The sequence below is a fragment of the Rhizobium sp. SG741 genome (assembly GCF_012275435.1).
Lineage (GTDB): Bacteria > Pseudomonadota > Alphaproteobacteria > Rhizobiales > Rhizobiaceae > Rhizobium > Rhizobium lusitanum.
In genome coordinates this window covers 284,344-298,509 of record NZ_JAAZQP010000005.1, presented here as the reverse complement: position 1 = coordinate 298,509, position 14,166 = coordinate 284,344, and the positions used below count along the sequence as shown (strand labels likewise).

Here is a 14,166-nt window from a genome sequence, read left to right as displayed (position 1 = left end):
CGCCAAATTGGTATGGCGGCGACAAACAAATTCATGGGGAAGGGTCAGGCCTTGCGCCAGCCGAGCAGGCCAGGCGTGGCATGCCAGAGCGCCTGCGCCGCAAAGCCCATAAAGAGCACGCCGGAGCAGCGCACGATCAGCCGTTCATGCGCGCGATAGAAACGTCGCACAGCCCCCGCGCCGATAATGCTGATCAGGATGATATCCGCTGTCACGAAGCCGGCGAAGGAAACCGTGAGCAATAGCGGCAGCGCGCTGAAAGTCAGCGCTCCGGCGGAACCCGCCACCAAAGCGGTGAACGTCGCCAGCGCAACCGGATATCCTTTCGGGTTGGTGACGCCGAAGATCAGGCCCCGGCGGAACGGCCGGTCGACATTGACAAGCGATTTCCCATCTCCCTTTGGCTTGGCCGTCACCGCGCTCCAGCCGATCCAGGCAAGATAGAAGCCGCAAAGCAATCCGAGCAGATCGAAGACGAAGGTGCCGATGGTCTTGGCGCCGACGATGGCGACCAGCGCAAGCGAGGACCAGACGATATCGCCCAGCAGATGGCCGCTGACGAAAAATGCGCCGGCCTTGCGCCCTTGCCCCGCGCCGATGCCCAGCAGCGCCAGAAAAGCCGGGCCCGGAATAAGGACATAAAACAGCGCGGCCAGGAAAGCGCCGACAACGAGCGATTGCATCATGATGGAGGTCCCCACTGCTGATCGCGAGAGAGTAGCAACCTGCTGAATCGGGTCAAGTCGCTGTTCGTTTTATGACAGAAGAAGCCGTTGTGTTCATGGGTTTAAACCAATAAGAACGTATCGGGGCCCAAGAACTGAAAAGCGTAGGTAGGGAAGCGCTTATGAACAGCAGGATTAATACGGATTCGCTCGCCTTTCTTGTGAGCGATTGCGCCCGATTGATCAGGACGGCCTTCGAGCGACGTATTCTTGTCGCAGGGCTCGGCCTGACAGCGGGTGAAGCACGAACGCTGATGCAGGTCGCTGCCATTAACGGTAGTCGGCAGCTCGACATCGCCTCCCGCATGGGGTTGGAGCCGATGACTGTCAGCGCCTTTCTGGACAAATTGCAGGCGCGGGGCCTGATCGAACGCCAACCCGACCCGCTCGACCGCCGCGCCAAGCGGATCGTCTTGTCGGAAACGGCCGCCGCCAAGCTGAAGCAGATCGACAGAGAGGTCTGCGAGGTCGAGCGCAATGCGACGCAAGGCTTCGATCAGGGATTGCAGACGCAGCTGCACGACGCGCTCTGTACGTTCCGCAGCAATCTGCAGAAGGCAGAACTGCCCGCCGAGACCGAACGTGAGCTGAGGCCGGTCGACTAGAGCGATTCCGGGAAAAGTGCGTAGCGGTTTTCCGTCCGGAATTGCGCAAAACAACAACATTAAGCGGTCAGGCGTTTCACGGAACCGCCTGACCGCTTAATGTCCGGCACAGTTCCGCTTTCCAGCAAGAAAAACCCGCCTCCGGCAACCGGAAGCGGGTCTTTTGTTGTTTGGATTCTGATTACTTCGACAGGTTGCGCTTGGCGAGCGTGCGCAAGCGCAAAGCGTTGAGCTTGATGAAGCCGGCTGCGTCCTTCTGGTCGTAGGCGCCCTGATCGTCCTCGAATGTGACGAGCTTATCGGAGTAGAGCGACTTCGGGCTTTCGCGGCCGATGACCATAACATTGCCCTTGTAGAGCTTCAGCGTCACTTCGCCTTCGACATGTTCCTGGCTCTTGTCGATGAGGGCCTGCAACATCTCGCGCTCCGGCGAGAACCAGAAGCCGTAATAGATGAGCTCGGCATAACGCGGCATCAGCTCGTCCTTGAGGTGCGCGGCACCGCGGTCGAGCGTGATGGATTCGATGGCGCGATGGGCGGCGAGCAGGATCGTGCCGCCGGGCGTTTCGTAGACGCCGCGCGACTTCATGCCGACATAGCGGTTCTCGACGAGGTCCAGACGGCCGATGCCATTGTCGCGACCGTAATCGTTGAGCTTTGCCAGCAGCGTCGCCGGGCTCAGGTGCTGACCATTGATCGAGACGGCATCGCCCTTTTCGAAGCCGACCTTGATAACCGTCGCCTTGTCGGGAGCAGCTTCAGGGGAAATCGTGCGCATATGCACATATTCCGGCGCTTCCTGCGACGGATCTTCCAGCACCTTGCCCTCCGAGGAGGAGTGCAGAAGGTTGGCATCGACGGAGAACGGCGCCTCGCCCTTCTTGTCCTTGGCAACCGGAATCTGATGCTTCTCGGCAAATTCGAGCAGGTCGGTACGGCTCTTGAACGACCAGTCGCGCCAGGGAGCGATGATCTTGATGTCGGGGTTCAGCGCATAGGCCGACAGTTCGAAACGAACCTGGTCGTTGCCCTTGCCCGTCGCGCCGTGCGCGATGGCGTCAGCGCCGGTCTTTTTGGCGATCTCGATCAGGTGCTTGGAGATCAGCGGGCGGGCGATCGACGTGCCGAGCAGGTAGACGCCTTCGTAGACGGCATTGGCGCGGAACATCGGGAAGACGAAATCGCGCACGAATTCCTCGCGCACATCCTCGATATAGATTTCCTTGATGCCGAGCATTTCGGCCTTCTTGCGCGCCGGCTCCAGCTCTTCGCCCTGGCCGAGATCGGCGGTGAAGGTGACGACTTCCGCACCCAGCTCCGTCTGCAGCCACTTCAGGATAATCGAGGTGTCGAGACCGCCGGAATAGGCGAGAACGACTTTCTTCACGTCTTTATGTGATGCCATGATGAGATCCGTTTCAATGCAAGCCGAAGGAAAGGCCCGCAAACCCTGTATCGCGGCACTTTTAGCGAGATTATCGCGAGGCGCAAGGGGAAGTGCGGCGGAGCGCCTCGCACGGGTTCGACGCGGGTTTGACTCGCCTCGGGAAAGCACCATATTCGGCGGCGAGCAAGCAATGCCTCGGAGGGCACCCTTTGACCGATATTCAAGACATTTTCAAGAAATCCAATGTAGCCGTCATCACCGGCGGCGCGTCCGGCATCGGCTTTGCCGCGGCGAAATATTTTGCTTCGCTCGACATGAGCGTCGTCATTGCCGATCTCGGCGGCGACCGCCTGGCGGAAGCGAGCGCCGAGCTCAAGACGATCACAGGCGAGGAGCATGTGATGGCCATCGAGACCGATGTTTCCAGCAAAGACTCGTTGGAGGCGTTGGAGCGCGCAGTCCTGCAGCGCTTCGGCCGGGTGCATGTGCTGATGAACAATGCCGGTATCGGACCGGAAACCTCGATCTTCAGCGCACAGGCCGGCTGGGATGCCATTCTCGGCGTCAATCTGCTCGGCGTTATCAACGGCACGCGGACCTTCGGGCCCGGCATGCTGGCCCATGGCGAGCCGGGTGTTATCATCAACACCGGCTCGAAGCAGGGCATCACCACGCCGCCAGGCAATCCGGCCTACAATGTCTCAAAGGCCGGCGTGAAGGTGTTCACCGAAGCGCTGCAGCACGAGCTACGCAATACAGCGGGCGCGAAAATATCAGCCCATCTCCTTATCCCCGGCTTCGTCTTCACCGGCCTCACCAAGGGCGAGCGCAGGGAAAAGCCGGCCGGTGCCTGGACGCCGGAACAGACGATCGACTTCATGGTGGAGAGCCTGAAGCGCGGCGACTTCTATATTCTCTGCCCGGACAATGACGTGGCCCGTCCGACCGACGAGCGCCGCATGCTGTGGGCCGCCGGCGATATCGTCGAAAACCGTCCGCCGCTGTCGCGTTGGCACCCCGACTATGCCGACCAATTCAAGGCATTTCTCGAAAAGAAGGATTGATTTGCAATCCCCCCAAAGCCGGATAAGAGAACACGGATCCCTATCCGGCTTTCGGAGCATCTCATGGACTTCATACCCAGCCTGCCGACCCTTCTCGCCTTTTCGGCGGCAAGCCTGTTGCTGGCGCTGACCCCCGGTCCCGACATGACGTTGTCGATCAGTCGCGCTTTGGCTCAGGGCAAGAAGGCAGCGCTTTTCGTCGTTCTCGGCACCAGCCTCGGCGTCATCGTTCACACCTGCCTGGTGGCCTTCGGCATTTCGGCGCTGATCACCGCTTCGCCGGTCGCCTTCACGGTGCTGAAAACGGGTGGTGCCGCCTATCTCCTGTGGTTGGCGATCCAGGCGATCCGCTTCGGCTCCAGCCTGTCGATCAAGAAGGTCGATGCCGTCAAGGGCACGCCGCTCGCCAATATTTCCACCGGCTTCTCAGTCAATCTGCTGAACCCCAAGGTCATCATCTTTTTCATGACCTTCCTGCCGCAATTCGTCACGGCAGGCGATCCGGCCGTGACGCACAAGCTGCTGTTCCTCGGCTTCTTCTTCATCGTCATCGGCATTCCGGTGAACGTGCTCATCGTTCTTGCCGCCGACGGCCTGTCGTCCTGGCTGCAGAAGAACCGGGGCGTCATGCGCGGCCTCGACTATGCCTTTGCCACCGTCTTCTCGATCTTCGCGGTGAAGATCTTCTTCACTCAGGCTCGTTGAGGACGGGGCCTCGCCCGGCGAACCGGCCGGCGATCCACCAATAAACGGTGGCGCTGGCTGCCCCCAAGAAGGCGAAGCAGACCGCGATCGTGATCAGATTGAGGGTCTGCGGCTTTTCCACGCCGCCGGAAATCAGGATGGAGGCCACCGCAGACAAGACGGCGCCATAGATCGCATAACCGTACCAGCGACGCATACCGCGCCATTCCAGAATGGGGATGACGATGAGCGACGGCAGAATGCTGACGATCATTGCGAGCTTGGTGAGCGCAATCGTCAGGACGAAAAGTTCGGGGGCGGCCGTCTCCGGCACCGTCCACGCTGCAACGCAGGCCAGCACGAAGCCCATCAGAGCGCAGGCGGCGACATAGCCCCACAGGAGGCGTATCGGCTTGCGCAGCCCAACGAGCATCGATCTCAATCCTCGCCGTGATTGGCGATCATCATCGCTTCGAAGGCCAGGCGTTCGGTCTTGCGCATGCGCTCCGATTCCGACTTTAGCTGGCCGCAGGCGGCGAGGATATCACGCCCGCGCGGCGTGCGGATCGGCGAAGCATAGCCGGCCGAATTGATGAAATCAGCGAATTTCTCGATCTGCTCCCACTCCGAACACTGGTAATTCGTGCCGGGCCAGGGATTGAAGGGGATCAGGTTGATCTTGGCCGGAATGCCCTTCAGCAGCTGGATCAGCCCCTTCGCATCCTCGAGGCTGTCGTTGACGCCCTTCAGCATCACATATTCGAAAGTGATGCGCCGTGCGTTCGAAAGGCCGGGATAGGCGCGACAGGCATCCATCAACTCCTTCAGCGGATATTTCTTGTTGATCGGCACCAGCATGTCGCGCAGGTCGTCGCGCACCGCATGCAGAGAGATCGCCAGCATGACGCCGATCTCATCGCCTGTGCGGTAGATTTCCGGCACGACGCCCGAGGTCGAAAGGGTGATGCGTCGCTTCGACAGAGAGAGGCCGTCGCCGTCGGAAGCGATCAGCAGCGCCGTCTTGACGCTGTCGAAATTATAGAGCGGCTCGCCCATGCCCATCATGACGACATTGCTGACCTTGCGGCCTTCCGCCGGCATGACAGTGCCCTGCGGCGCTTCGCGGTCGGGGAAATCACCGAGCCGGTCGCGCGCCAGAAGCAGCTGCGACAGGATCTCTTCCGCCGTCAGGTTGCGCACCAGGCGCTGCGTGCCCGTATGACAGAAGGAGCAGGTCAGCGAACAGCCGACCTGGCTGGAAATGCAGAGCGTGCCGCGGCCCTCTTCCGGAATATAGACGGCCTCGATCTCGACGGGACGGCCGGCGCCGCGCGGCGGGAAACGCAGCAGCCATTTGCGGGTGCCGTCGTTGGACACCTGTTCCTCGACGATTTCGGGACGTGCGATGGTGAAATGCGTCTTCAGCATTTCGCGCATGTCCTTCGAGACATTCACCATGGCATCGAAATCGGAGACACCGCGCACGTAGATCCAGTTCCAGAGCTGGCTGACGCGCATCTTGATCTGCTTGTCGGCAACGCCCTTTTCCTTGAGCGCGGCACCCATTTCCTCGCGCGTCAGACCGATGAGCGACGGTTTCGGCGAAAGCTCCACCGGCTGCGACAAGGGCATCGGCTTCAGCTTGGGATGGGTCATGATATCGGTGGCGGACATAGGATCATTCCAACGGTTCACATCGGCGATGCCGCAAAAGCTGAAGGAAGCTGCGGATGCGGGCAAGGCACGGAAATCTGAAGATTCATGCGGTGGCGGGACAAGCTGTCTGCCGCACACCTGCTGTTGGCGCGGCCTTTAGCACTAATTTCCGCTCGCGTCATCCCTTTCCCTCAAAAGCAAAGGCCGGCGTGCTTGCCGGCCTTGTCATCACGGTCGCGGCGGCAGGACGATCACATTGACGTGATCCCTTGGCCCTCGAACTTACTTGCAGTTCTCGATCTGCTTCAGCGCGGCGGTAACGCCCTTCAGCGAATAGGTATAGGAAGTGGCCGTACCCTTTTTCGAAGTCGCCGAAACCTTCAGCGAATGGCCTGATTTGAGGGCTGCGACCAATGCAGGCTCCTGCGCGGCATTCTCGACCCAGGCAGCCTTGTCCTTGGTGAACATCACGAAGGTCTTGTTGTCGATGATGACGTCGACCTTCGAATTGTCCTTGAGCGGATAGCCCATCATCGCCTGCGGTTCATAGGAGATATTCTGGCCCGGACGCTGGGACACGATGAAGAAATTGTCGCCATGGTCTATGCCGGCCGTCGGCGCCTTGGCGGTGGGCACGGAGAGAACGTAGCAGACCTTGCCCGCCGCGGACTGGTACGAATAGGCGCCCCAGGCGTCGAACTGCTGGATGCGCGTCGGAGCCGCCGGCGCTGCTGCTGCCGCTGCCTGCGTCTGCTTCTTGGTCTGGGCGGAGGCAATGCCGGTGCCGGCGAGAACAAGCGAGAGGGCGATTGCGAAGCTTTTTACAAACATGGTTTCCTGCCGATTTCTTGCGGTCCAGAGCGCGTGGCGAGTCGATTAACGCACGCCTATGCTCGTGAGCTGCCTTATTTTGACTTTATTCAGGTTACCAAACCGTCAACGGAGCACTAACCGCCCTTGGCTCCGTGCCATTTCAACCCAGGTATTGCGCAGAGCTTGAAACGCTTCAGAAGGAATTGGAAAACCCGGATGGTGGAACACCACCCTACGGGATCGATTTAAGACAGAAAGATTCAGGCAAGAATTTGTCCTCGCTAAAATCAGTGAGGCCTCATAAAGGTCTGGAAACCCGAGAGGATTCAGATCGACCCCTGTTGGGCGGGCATCAAGCCGTTTTTACCGCCTCTGGCTCGTTCTCCAACGCCCTGTCGGCAGCGTCGTAATGTTCCTGGCGGATATGGCCCCTGATCATACTGAAGGCGAGCGTCAGCACCGCGACATCGTCCGTAAAGCCGACTACGGCAAAAAAATCGGGGATAATATCGAACGGCATGACGAAATAGCCGAGCGCAGCCAGCAGGATGCCGCGGACACGAGTCGGTGTCTGCGGATCGAACGAGCAATAGAAAGCGGCCACGACGTCACGGGAAAACGGGATATGACGAGCCGCCTTCCGCAAGGTCGGCCAGAATTTGCTGCGCACCGTCTTCTCCTGCTCCTTTTGGGTTTCTTCATCACCAGGCATCAGGATTTCCCCGTACTTGATGTCATCCATTCCATTCACCTCTATCGAGACCCGTTGCCCGGGCCGTGTAAACATATGGTGATCGCATCAGGTGATTCAATCGATCCGCCGGGCCGCCGCCTTCTCCATCGCCTTCGCGAGCTTGATGTCGTGATCCGTCAGACCGCCAGCATCATGCGTCGTCAGTTTGACGTCGACACGGGAATAGACATTGAACCATTCCGGGTGATGATTGAATTTCTCCGCCGAAAGCGCCGCCTCTGTCATGAAGCCGAAGGCCTCGACGAAATTGCGGAATTTGAACGTCTTCGAAATCGAAATGCGGTCGGCCGAAAGCGTCCAGCCGTCCAGTTCCTTCAGGCTTTCATCGATTGCGGTCGGCTCCAGCTTCTCGTATTTCATGGCAAGGTCACTCCTCTCTAGCGATTGAACGATATCATGGATCGTCAAAGGATTCTTTTTGTCTGCGCCGGCAACATCTGCCGATCGCCGCTTGCCGAAGGCATTTTCAGGCATCTGGCGACCGAAGCCGGTCGCTCCCTTGAATTCGAGATCGATTCGGCCGGCATCGGCGGCTGGCATCAAGGCGAGCGACCGGATCGCCGTTCGGTGGCCGTTGCCGCCGGCCACGGAATCGATATTTCCAGCCAGCGCGCCCGCCGCATCGCATCATCAGATTTCGGCAGGTTCGATCTGATCCTGGCAATGGATCAAGACAATTTAAAGAATCTGCGCAAGGTCGCGCCTGCCGATCTTCACGGCAAGCTGCACCTCTTCAACGCCCTCGCGCTTGGCAGCAACAAGGACATTCCCGACCCGTATTATGGTGGCCGCGATGATTTCGAGGCTGTTTACACCATGCTCTTGGCCGGCTGCAGCGCGTTGTTGCCCAAGGCCGGGAAGGCGCTGTGGGGTTCGTGAAGCGGAAATATCTCTTCGGTGAGATAGGGTCCGCCGCCAACCGATTCGCGCGATGACAGAAGCACGAAGCGCCCCACCGTGAACGGCTGGGTATAGAAGTTGCCGCGGCCGGAGAGGTAGTGCACGACATCGTCGACCCGCGAGGACTTCAATCTGGCGAGCGTGACGTGCGGCGTGAACTTGCGGGGATCGGACTGTAATCCGATGCGCTGGCAGATGCGCTCGATCTCGCCTTGCAGCGCGTACATGTCCGGTGTCTGCGAGACCCCGGCCCAGACCGAGTGCGGCTTCTTGGAACCGAAGGAGCCTATGCCCTCCAGACGAAGCTGAAATTCTGGGCGATCTATCCGGTCCAGCCGGTCGACGATCTCATCAGCCGTCCGACCATCGACATCGCCGATGAACCGAAGGGTGATGTGATAATTTTCAACGTCGATCCACCTGGCTCCGGGAAGACCACCGCGCAACAACGAGAGGCTCATGGCCGCGTTGCGCGGAATTTCGAGGGCGGTAAAAAGTCTCGGCATCACGAGCACTCCCCGAATCTCTTGCAGGTATAAGTAGGGAATCACGCATTTGCAGTCGGTGCAAGCACCTATTTCGCACCTGCGTCAATCATCCCTACGAAAGTGACAATAGCTGGCAGAATGCGCTCGACCATTACATCGACGCCCTTAGGATTCGGATGCATGCCGTCGGACAGCTGCAAATCCGCATGCGTGGCCACGCCGTCGAGGAAAAACGGATAGAGCGCGAGCTGATATTTGTCTGCCAGGCGCTTGTAGATGGGATTGAACTTCTCGGCATAATCCGCCCCCATGTTCGGCGGTGCCAGCATGCCGACGAGGAGAACCGGGATCTTTCGCTGCTTGAGCTGGCCGATCATCGTTTCGAGATTCTTTTCCGTCTGTTCCGGTGGAATGCCGCGCAGGGCGTCATTGGCGCCGAGCTCGAGAATCACCCCGTCCGTGCCGTCGGGCACGGACCAGTCCACGCGGGAAAGCCCGCCGGATGTCGTGTCGCCCGATACGCCGGCATCGGCGACGGCCACATCAAGCCCCTTGGCCTTCAGCGCCGCCTCCAGTTTGGCGGGAAAGCCGTCGCCCGGCGGCAGTTGATAACCGGCCATCAGGCTGTCGCCCAATCCGACGAGCTGGATGGTCCGCGCCTCGGCGGCATCCACAGCGCCAAACAAAAGACCGAAAGTGATGACAGCGAAGTGAAACGCAGCAACTTTAAAACTCATGATCGATTTCCTAAATTCGCTGTCCGGGCCAATTTGCGCCCGCCACTATCTCTGATGTTCTCTGATATATAGGGCGTTCGCATTGGCAAAAACCATCATCGAGCTGAAGAAGGCGGATTTGACGCTCGGCAGTGCCGCCGCCTCCGTCCATGTGCTGAAGGGCATCGACCTCACAGTCATGGAGGGCGAGGCCGTGGGTATCGTCGGCCCTTCCGGTTCCGGCAAGTCGACGCTGCTGATGGTGCTGGCCGGCCTCGAGAAGCTCGACAGCGGCGAATTGCTGATCCGCGACACGCCTCTCCATAGTCTGAGCGAAGACCGCATCGCCGATTTCCGCGGCCGCAATATCGGCATCGTCTTCCAATCCTTCCATCTCATCGCCAATATGACGGCGCTGGAAAACGTTGCCGTGCCGCTGGAACTCGCCAACAACAGAGACGCCTTCGACATCGCCCGGCGGGAGCTGCAGGCGGTCGGTTTGGGAGAGCGGCTCAATCACTATCCCGGCCAGCTTTCCGGCGGCGAGCAGCAGCGCGTGGCGATTGCCCGCGCACTTGCGCCCTCGCCTGCTGTCCTCATCGCCGACGAACCGACGGGCAATCTCGACACGGATACCGGCCGGCAGATTGCAGACCTGCTCTTTGCCCAGCAGGCCGAGCGTGGCACCACCATGCTGCTCGTCACCCACGACCCGGCGCTTGCCGCCCGCTGCTCGCGCCAGATCCGCGTACGATCAGGTGAAATCGAGAAGGATAGCGCTCCGTCACGCGTCAATCAGGCGGCCATCGCATGAACATGGCGGGGATGCGCCTGACTCTCGCCTTCCGCCTTGCCTTGCGCGAACTGCGCGGCGGTCTTGGCGGCTTCTATATCTTCCTCGCCTGCATCGCGCTCGGCACCGGCGCCATCGCCGCCGTCAACTCCGTATCCCGCTCGATCACCGATGCCATCTCGACGCAGGGCCAGTCGCTTCTGGCCGGCGACGCCCGCTTCGAGCTGCGCAATCGCGAGGCAAGCCCTGAGGAACTGGTCTATCTCCAAGGCCTCGGCAAGCTCTCCCGCTCCACCAGCTTGCGTTCCATGTCCCGCCTGCCCGACGGCTCCAACCAGGCGCTGGTCGAGGTCAAGGCGGTCGATGACGCCTATCCGCTCTATGGCACCTTTCAGGCCGATCCCGACCAGCCGCTATCGACCCTGCTTGCCGCCAAGGATGGCGCCTATGGCGCCGTCGTCGCTCCCCTCCTGCTTGAGCGTTTGAACCTCAAGGTCGGCAGCGATCTGCTGCTGGGCAATACAAAGCTCCACATCAGCGGCACCATCACGAATGAGCCGGATGCCGTCTCCGAAGGCTTCGGCTTCGCCCCCCGCCTGCTCACAAGCCGCGATGCCTTGGCCGCCTCCGGCCTGATCACCACTGGCAGCCTCGTCGAGCAGGCCTACAGGATCCGCATGGACGATCCCGCGACCGGGCTGCGCAACCTCGGCGATCGCGCCAATGCCGCCTTCCCGCAGGCCGGCTGGTCGATCCGCACCAGCGGCCGCGCCGCACCCGAGCTTGCCGACAACATCACCCGCTTCTCGCAGTTCCTGACATTGGTGGGACTGGCGGCTCTCATCGTCGGCGGCGTCGGCGTCGCCAATGCCGTGCGCGCCTTCCTCGATTCGAAGCGCACCACCATCGCCACCTTCAAATGCCTGGGCGCCCCGGCCTTCGTCGTGGTGCTGATCTATCTCATCCAGATTGCCGTCATTGCGCTCGCCGGTGTTGCTGTCGGCCTTGTCCTCGGCGCCATCGCGCCGTTGGTGGCCTCGCAATTCATGGCGGAATTCCTGCCCATATCGACTGCACCGCGGCTCTATCCCGGCCCCTTGATGCTGGCGGCCCTCTTCGGCCTGCTGACGACGCTTGCCTTTGCCATTCCGCCGCTCGGCCACGCCCGCGAGGTGCCGGCGACGGCACTTTTCCGCGAACAGGGCTTTGAAGCGCGCCGCCTGCCCGGCTGGCCCTATCTGCTCGCCGCCGGCGTGCTGATGGCGGCTCTTGTGGCTCTCGCGATCGTCACCGCCTATGATCGCTTCATCGCCATCGTCTTCGTCGTCTCCATCGCCGCCGCCTTCGTCGTGCTGCGCGTGGTCGCCGCACTCCTCTCCTGGCTCGCCCGCCGCAGCCCGCGTGTGCGCTCGCCGGCCCTGCGGCTTGCGATCGGCAATATCCACCGGCCCGGCGCGCTCACGGGTTCCGTCGTGCTGTCGCTCGGCCTCGGCCTGGCGCTTCTGGTGACCCTGACGCTGATCGACGGCAACATGCGCCGCGAGCTGACCGGACGCATGAGCGAAAAGGCGCCGAATTTCTTCTTCGTCGATATACAGGGACCGGAACTCGAGGGCTTCCGCAAGATCGTCCTCAACGAGGACCCCAAGGGCAAGCTCGTCGAGGCGCCGATGCTGCGCGGCCGGATCGTCGCCTTCAACGGCGAGGATGTCACGAAAATGAAGGTGCCGGCGGCCGGACAATGGGTGTTGCGCGGCGACCGCGGCATCACCTATGCCGAGACCTTGCCCGAAAACGCCGCCCTTACCGAAGGGCAGTGGTGGGACAAGGATTATAGCGGCGAGCCGCTGGTCTCCTTTTCCAACGATGAAGGCAAGGCGCTCGGCCTGAAGATCGGCGACAAGGTGACTGTCAATGTCCTCGGCCGCAACGTGACGGCAAAGATCGCCAGCTTCCGCAAGGTGCAATGGCAGTCGCTGTCGATCAACTTCGTGATGATCTTCTCGCCCAACACCTTCAAGGGAGCCCCGCATGCGTGGCTGGCAACCCTGACCGATGCCTCCGCCACCTCGGCGCAGGAGGCGGCGATCCTGAGGAAAGTCACCAACGCCTATCCGACCATCACCAGCGTCCGCGTCAAGGATGCCCTCGATGTCGTCAATACGCTTGTGGGACAGCTCGCCACCGCCATCCGCGCCGCCGCCTCGGTCGCGCTTATCGCGTCCGTGCTGGTGCTCGCCGGCGCGCTTGCCGCCGGCAATCGCGCCCGCACCCATGATGCGGTCATCCTCAAGACGCTCGGCGCGACGCGGGCAATGTTGATCCGTGCCTTCAGCTACGAATATCTGATCCTCGGTTCGGCAACCGCCGTCTTCGCGCTGATCGCCGGCTCCGTCTCCGCCTGGTACATCGTCAGCCGCATCATGCACCTGCCCTCGACCTTCATGCCCGATGTCGCTTTCTCCACGCTCATCATCGCCCTGGTGCTGACGGTCGGCATCGGTCTGATCGGCACCTGGCGCATCCTCGGCCAGAAGGCGGCGCCCGTTCTGCGCGAACTGTGAATCGCCTTCGCGGATTAACCGAACGCCGCGAAAGCCGCCCGATATTACGCCGATTTAACACGGCGCCAACAGCTAGACCCTTGTGTATAAGGCATGAAAGCCTCATATTCTGTGCAGGCATGCTGGAGCTCCGCAGCGGCGCCTGGGCCTGGAAGGCCCGACACCGTACTCACATCGGAGCTTAAAAGAGGAAAACATGGCTGACTTTCGCAACTACCAAAACCGGGCGCAGAGCGGTGCGCAATCCGGTGCGATGATAGACGAAGGCCTTCGAGCTTACATGCTCAAGGTCTATAACCTGATGGCGCTGGGTCTGGCGATCACGGGTGTTGCCGCCTATCTCTCCTTCACCCTCGCTTTCGCCAACGGACAGATCACGACCTTCGGTCAGGCGATCTATCTGAGCCCGCTGAAGTGGGTGGTGATCTTCGCTCCGCTGGCAATGGTCTTCTTCCTGAGCTTCAGGATCAACCGCATGAGCGTAGCCGCCGCGACGACGACCTTCTGGGTCTATGCCGCGCTGGTGGGCCTGTCGCTGTCGTCGATCTTCATCATCTACACCGGCCAGAGCGTGGTGCAGACCTTCTTCGTGACCGCCGCCTCCTTCGGCGCGCTGTCGCTCTTCGGCTACACGACGAAGCGTGATCTCTCTGCGATGGGCTCGTTCATGATGATGGGTCTCTTCGGCCTGATCATCGCCTCGCTCGTCAACATCTTCCTGGCTTCGTCCGCCTTGCAGTTCGCGATCTCCGTGATCGGCGTGCTGATCTTCGCAGGCCTCACCGCCTACGATACGCAGCGGATCAAGGAAATGTACTACACCGCCGACGATGCGACCGTGGCCGGCCGCAAGGCCATCATGGGCGCCCTGTCGCTCTACCTGGACTTCATCAACCTGTTCATGTTCCTGCTGCAGTTCATGGGCAACCGCCGCTAATTGCACGGTTTGAACAACTCATCGGAAAGGCGGCTTCGGCCGCCTTTTTTATTTGCCTGGCTGCCGGCTCTGCGATTTGA

Annotated in this window: 16 protein-coding genes; 7 read left to right on the top strand and 9 right to left on the bottom strand. The window is 60.8% G+C overall.

The annotated features are described in order from the left end of the window. Positions 1-44 precede the first annotated feature (44 nt). Positions 45-686: a LysE family translocator gene (locus FHT29_RS15580; protein WP_168599829.1), complete on the bottom strand. Its 642-nt coding sequence runs from the start codon at positions 684-686 to the stop codon at positions 45-47. A 161-nt stretch (positions 687-847) separates the two neighbouring features. Between FHT29_RS15580 and FHT29_RS15575 the strand changes: the two genes are divergently transcribed. Then, positions 848-1,330, top strand: a complete 483-nt coding sequence (locus tag FHT29_RS15575; RefSeq protein ID WP_037196841.1) for a MarR family winged helix-turn-helix transcriptional regulator — start codon at positions 848-850, stop codon at positions 1,328-1,330. A gap of 181 nt (positions 1,331-1,511) precedes the next feature. On the opposite strand, the gene FHT29_RS15570 is transcribed toward FHT29_RS15575, so the two are convergent. Further along, positions 1,512-2,735, bottom strand: a complete 1,224-nt coding sequence (locus FHT29_RS15570) for an argininosuccinate synthase (RefSeq protein WP_037196933.1) — start codon at positions 2,733-2,735, stop codon at positions 1,512-1,514. A 191-nt stretch (positions 2,736-2,926) separates the two neighbouring features. On the opposite strand from FHT29_RS15570, the gene FHT29_RS15565 reads away from it, so the two are divergent. Both FHT29_RS15565 and FHT29_RS15560 read left to right on the top strand, forming a co-directional pair. Then, a complete protein-coding gene (locus FHT29_RS15565; RefSeq protein WP_037196842.1) occupies positions 2,927-3,781 on the top strand; it encodes an SDR family NAD(P)-dependent oxidoreductase in 855 nt (284 codons plus the stop codon). A gap of 63 nt (positions 3,782-3,844) precedes the next feature. Beyond that, entirely contained in the window at positions 3,845-4,486 is a 642-nt protein-coding gene (locus FHT29_RS15560; protein ID WP_037196843.1) for a LysE family translocator, read from the top strand. On the opposite strand, the gene FHT29_RS15555 is transcribed toward FHT29_RS15560, so the two are convergent. From FHT29_RS15555 to FHT29_RS15535, 5 genes are all read right to left on the bottom strand, one after another. Then, a complete protein-coding gene (locus FHT29_RS15555; protein WP_168599828.1) occupies positions 4,470-4,898 on the bottom strand; it encodes a hypothetical protein in 429 nt (142 codons plus the stop codon). The genes FHT29_RS15560 and FHT29_RS15555 overlap by 17 nt on opposite strands. A 5-nt stretch (positions 4,899-4,903) precedes the next feature. Next, positions 4,904-6,139, bottom strand: a complete 1,236-nt coding sequence (rlmN, locus tag FHT29_RS15550) for a 23S rRNA (adenine(2503)-C(2))-methyltransferase RlmN (protein WP_037196845.1) — start codon at positions 6,137-6,139, stop codon at positions 4,904-4,906. Positions 6,140-6,403: 264 nt separating this feature from the next. Beyond that, entirely contained in the window at positions 6,404-6,952 is a 549-nt protein-coding gene (locus FHT29_RS15545; RefSeq protein ID WP_037196846.1) for an invasion associated locus B family protein, read from the bottom strand. Between the two features lie 334 nt (positions 6,953-7,286). Next, positions 7,287-7,676, bottom strand: a complete 390-nt coding sequence (locus tag FHT29_RS15540; RefSeq protein WP_168599827.1) for a YkvA family protein — start codon at positions 7,674-7,676, stop codon at positions 7,287-7,289. A 66-nt stretch (positions 7,677-7,742) separates the two neighbouring features. Further along, positions 7,743-8,048, bottom strand: a complete 306-nt coding sequence (locus FHT29_RS15535) for a 4a-hydroxytetrahydrobiopterin dehydratase (protein WP_092573185.1) — start codon at positions 8,046-8,048, stop codon at positions 7,743-7,745. A 36-nt stretch (positions 8,049-8,084) separates the two neighbouring features. Between FHT29_RS15535 and FHT29_RS15530 the strand changes: the two genes are divergently transcribed. Beyond that, on the top strand, positions 8,085-8,567 hold the full coding sequence (locus FHT29_RS15530; protein WP_037196850.1) for a low molecular weight phosphotyrosine protein phosphatase: 483 nt from the start codon (positions 8,085-8,087) through the stop codon (positions 8,565-8,567). On the opposite strand, the gene thpR is transcribed toward FHT29_RS15530, so the two are convergent. Together thpR and FHT29_RS15520 are read right to left on the bottom strand one after the other, a co-directional pair. Continuing rightward, positions 8,498-9,094: an RNA 2',3'-cyclic phosphodiesterase gene (gene thpR / locus FHT29_RS15525; RefSeq protein ID WP_037196852.1), complete on the bottom strand. Its 597-nt coding sequence runs from the start codon at positions 9,092-9,094 to the stop codon at positions 8,498-8,500. The two genes, FHT29_RS15530 and thpR, sit on opposite strands and share 70 nt — an antisense overlap. 68 nt (positions 9,095-9,162) lie before the next feature. After that, positions 9,163-9,813, bottom strand: coding sequence for an arylesterase (locus FHT29_RS15520; protein ID WP_037196853.1), 651 nt, complete (start codon positions 9,811-9,813; stop codon positions 9,163-9,165). Between the two features lie 82 nt (positions 9,814-9,895). Here FHT29_RS15520 and FHT29_RS15515 point away from each other — a divergent pair, with 82 nt between their 5' ends. From FHT29_RS15515 to FHT29_RS15505, 3 genes are all read left to right on the top strand, one after another. Next, on the top strand, positions 9,896-10,606 hold the full coding sequence (locus FHT29_RS15515) for an ABC transporter ATP-binding protein (protein WP_047553670.1): 711 nt from the start codon (positions 9,896-9,898) through the stop codon (positions 10,604-10,606). Continuing rightward, positions 10,603-13,149 (top strand): ABC transporter permease, encoded by a 2,547-nt coding sequence (locus tag FHT29_RS15510; protein WP_047553672.1) that lies wholly within the window; start codon positions 10,603-10,605, stop codon positions 13,147-13,149. Before FHT29_RS15515 ends, FHT29_RS15510 begins: the two co-directional genes overlap by 4 nt. A 196-nt stretch (positions 13,150-13,345) precedes the next feature. Further along, on the top strand, positions 13,346-14,086 hold the full coding sequence (locus tag FHT29_RS15505; RefSeq protein ID WP_037196856.1) for a Bax inhibitor-1/YccA family protein: 741 nt from the start codon (positions 13,346-13,348) through the stop codon (positions 14,084-14,086). Positions 14,087-14,166 lie beyond the last annotated feature (80 nt).

What these genes read in the sequence shown, in the direction of transcription:
- FHT29_RS15580 (WP_168599829.1), bottom strand. Translation starts at nt 686, where the DNA reads ATGATGCAATCGCTCGTTGTCGGCGCTTTCCTGGCCGCGCTGTTTTAT.
- FHT29_RS15575 (WP_037196841.1), top strand. Translation starts at nt 848, where the DNA reads ATGAACAGCAGGATTAATACGGATTCGCTCGCCTTTCTTGTGAGCGAT.
- FHT29_RS15570 (WP_037196933.1), bottom strand. Translation starts at nt 2,735, where the DNA reads ATGGCATCACATAAAGACGTGAAGAAAGTCGTTCTCGCCTATTCCGGC.
- FHT29_RS15560 (WP_037196843.1), top strand. Translation starts at nt 3,845, where the DNA reads ATGGACTTCATACCCAGCCTGCCGACCCTTCTCGCCTTTTCGGCGGCA.
- FHT29_RS15555 (WP_168599828.1), bottom strand. Translation starts at nt 4,898, where the DNA reads ATGCTCGTTGGGCTGCGCAAGCCGATACGCCTCCTGTGGGGCTATGTC.
- rlmN (WP_037196845.1), bottom strand. Translation starts at nt 6,139, where the DNA reads ATGTCCGCCACCGATATCATGACCCATCCCAAGCTGAAGCCGATGCCC.
- FHT29_RS15545 (WP_037196846.1), bottom strand. Translation starts at nt 6,952, where the DNA reads ATGTTTGTAAAAAGCTTCGCAATCGCCCTCTCGCTTGTTCTCGCCGGC.
- FHT29_RS15540 (WP_168599827.1), bottom strand. Translation starts at nt 7,676, where the DNA reads ATGGATGACATCAAGTACGGGGAAATCCTGATGCCTGGTGATGAAGAA.
- FHT29_RS15535 (WP_092573185.1), bottom strand. Translation starts at nt 8,048, where the DNA reads ATGAAATACGAGAAGCTGGAGCCGACCGCAATCGATGAAAGCCTGAAG.
- FHT29_RS15530 (WP_037196850.1), top strand. Translation starts at nt 8,085, where the DNA reads ATGGATCGTCAAAGGATTCTTTTTGTCTGCGCCGGCAACATCTGCCGA.
- thpR (WP_037196852.1), bottom strand. Translation starts at nt 9,094, where the DNA reads ATGCCGAGACTTTTTACCGCCCTCGAAATTCCGCGCAACGCGGCCATG.
- FHT29_RS15520 (WP_037196853.1), bottom strand. Translation starts at nt 9,813, where the DNA reads ATGAGTTTTAAAGTTGCTGCGTTTCACTTCGCTGTCATCACTTTCGGT.
- FHT29_RS15510 (WP_047553672.1), top strand. Translation starts at nt 10,603, where the DNA reads ATGAACATGGCGGGGATGCGCCTGACTCTCGCCTTCCGCCTTGCCTTG.
- FHT29_RS15505 (WP_037196856.1), top strand. Translation starts at nt 13,346, where the DNA reads ATGGCTGACTTTCGCAACTACCAAAACCGGGCGCAGAGCGGTGCGCAA.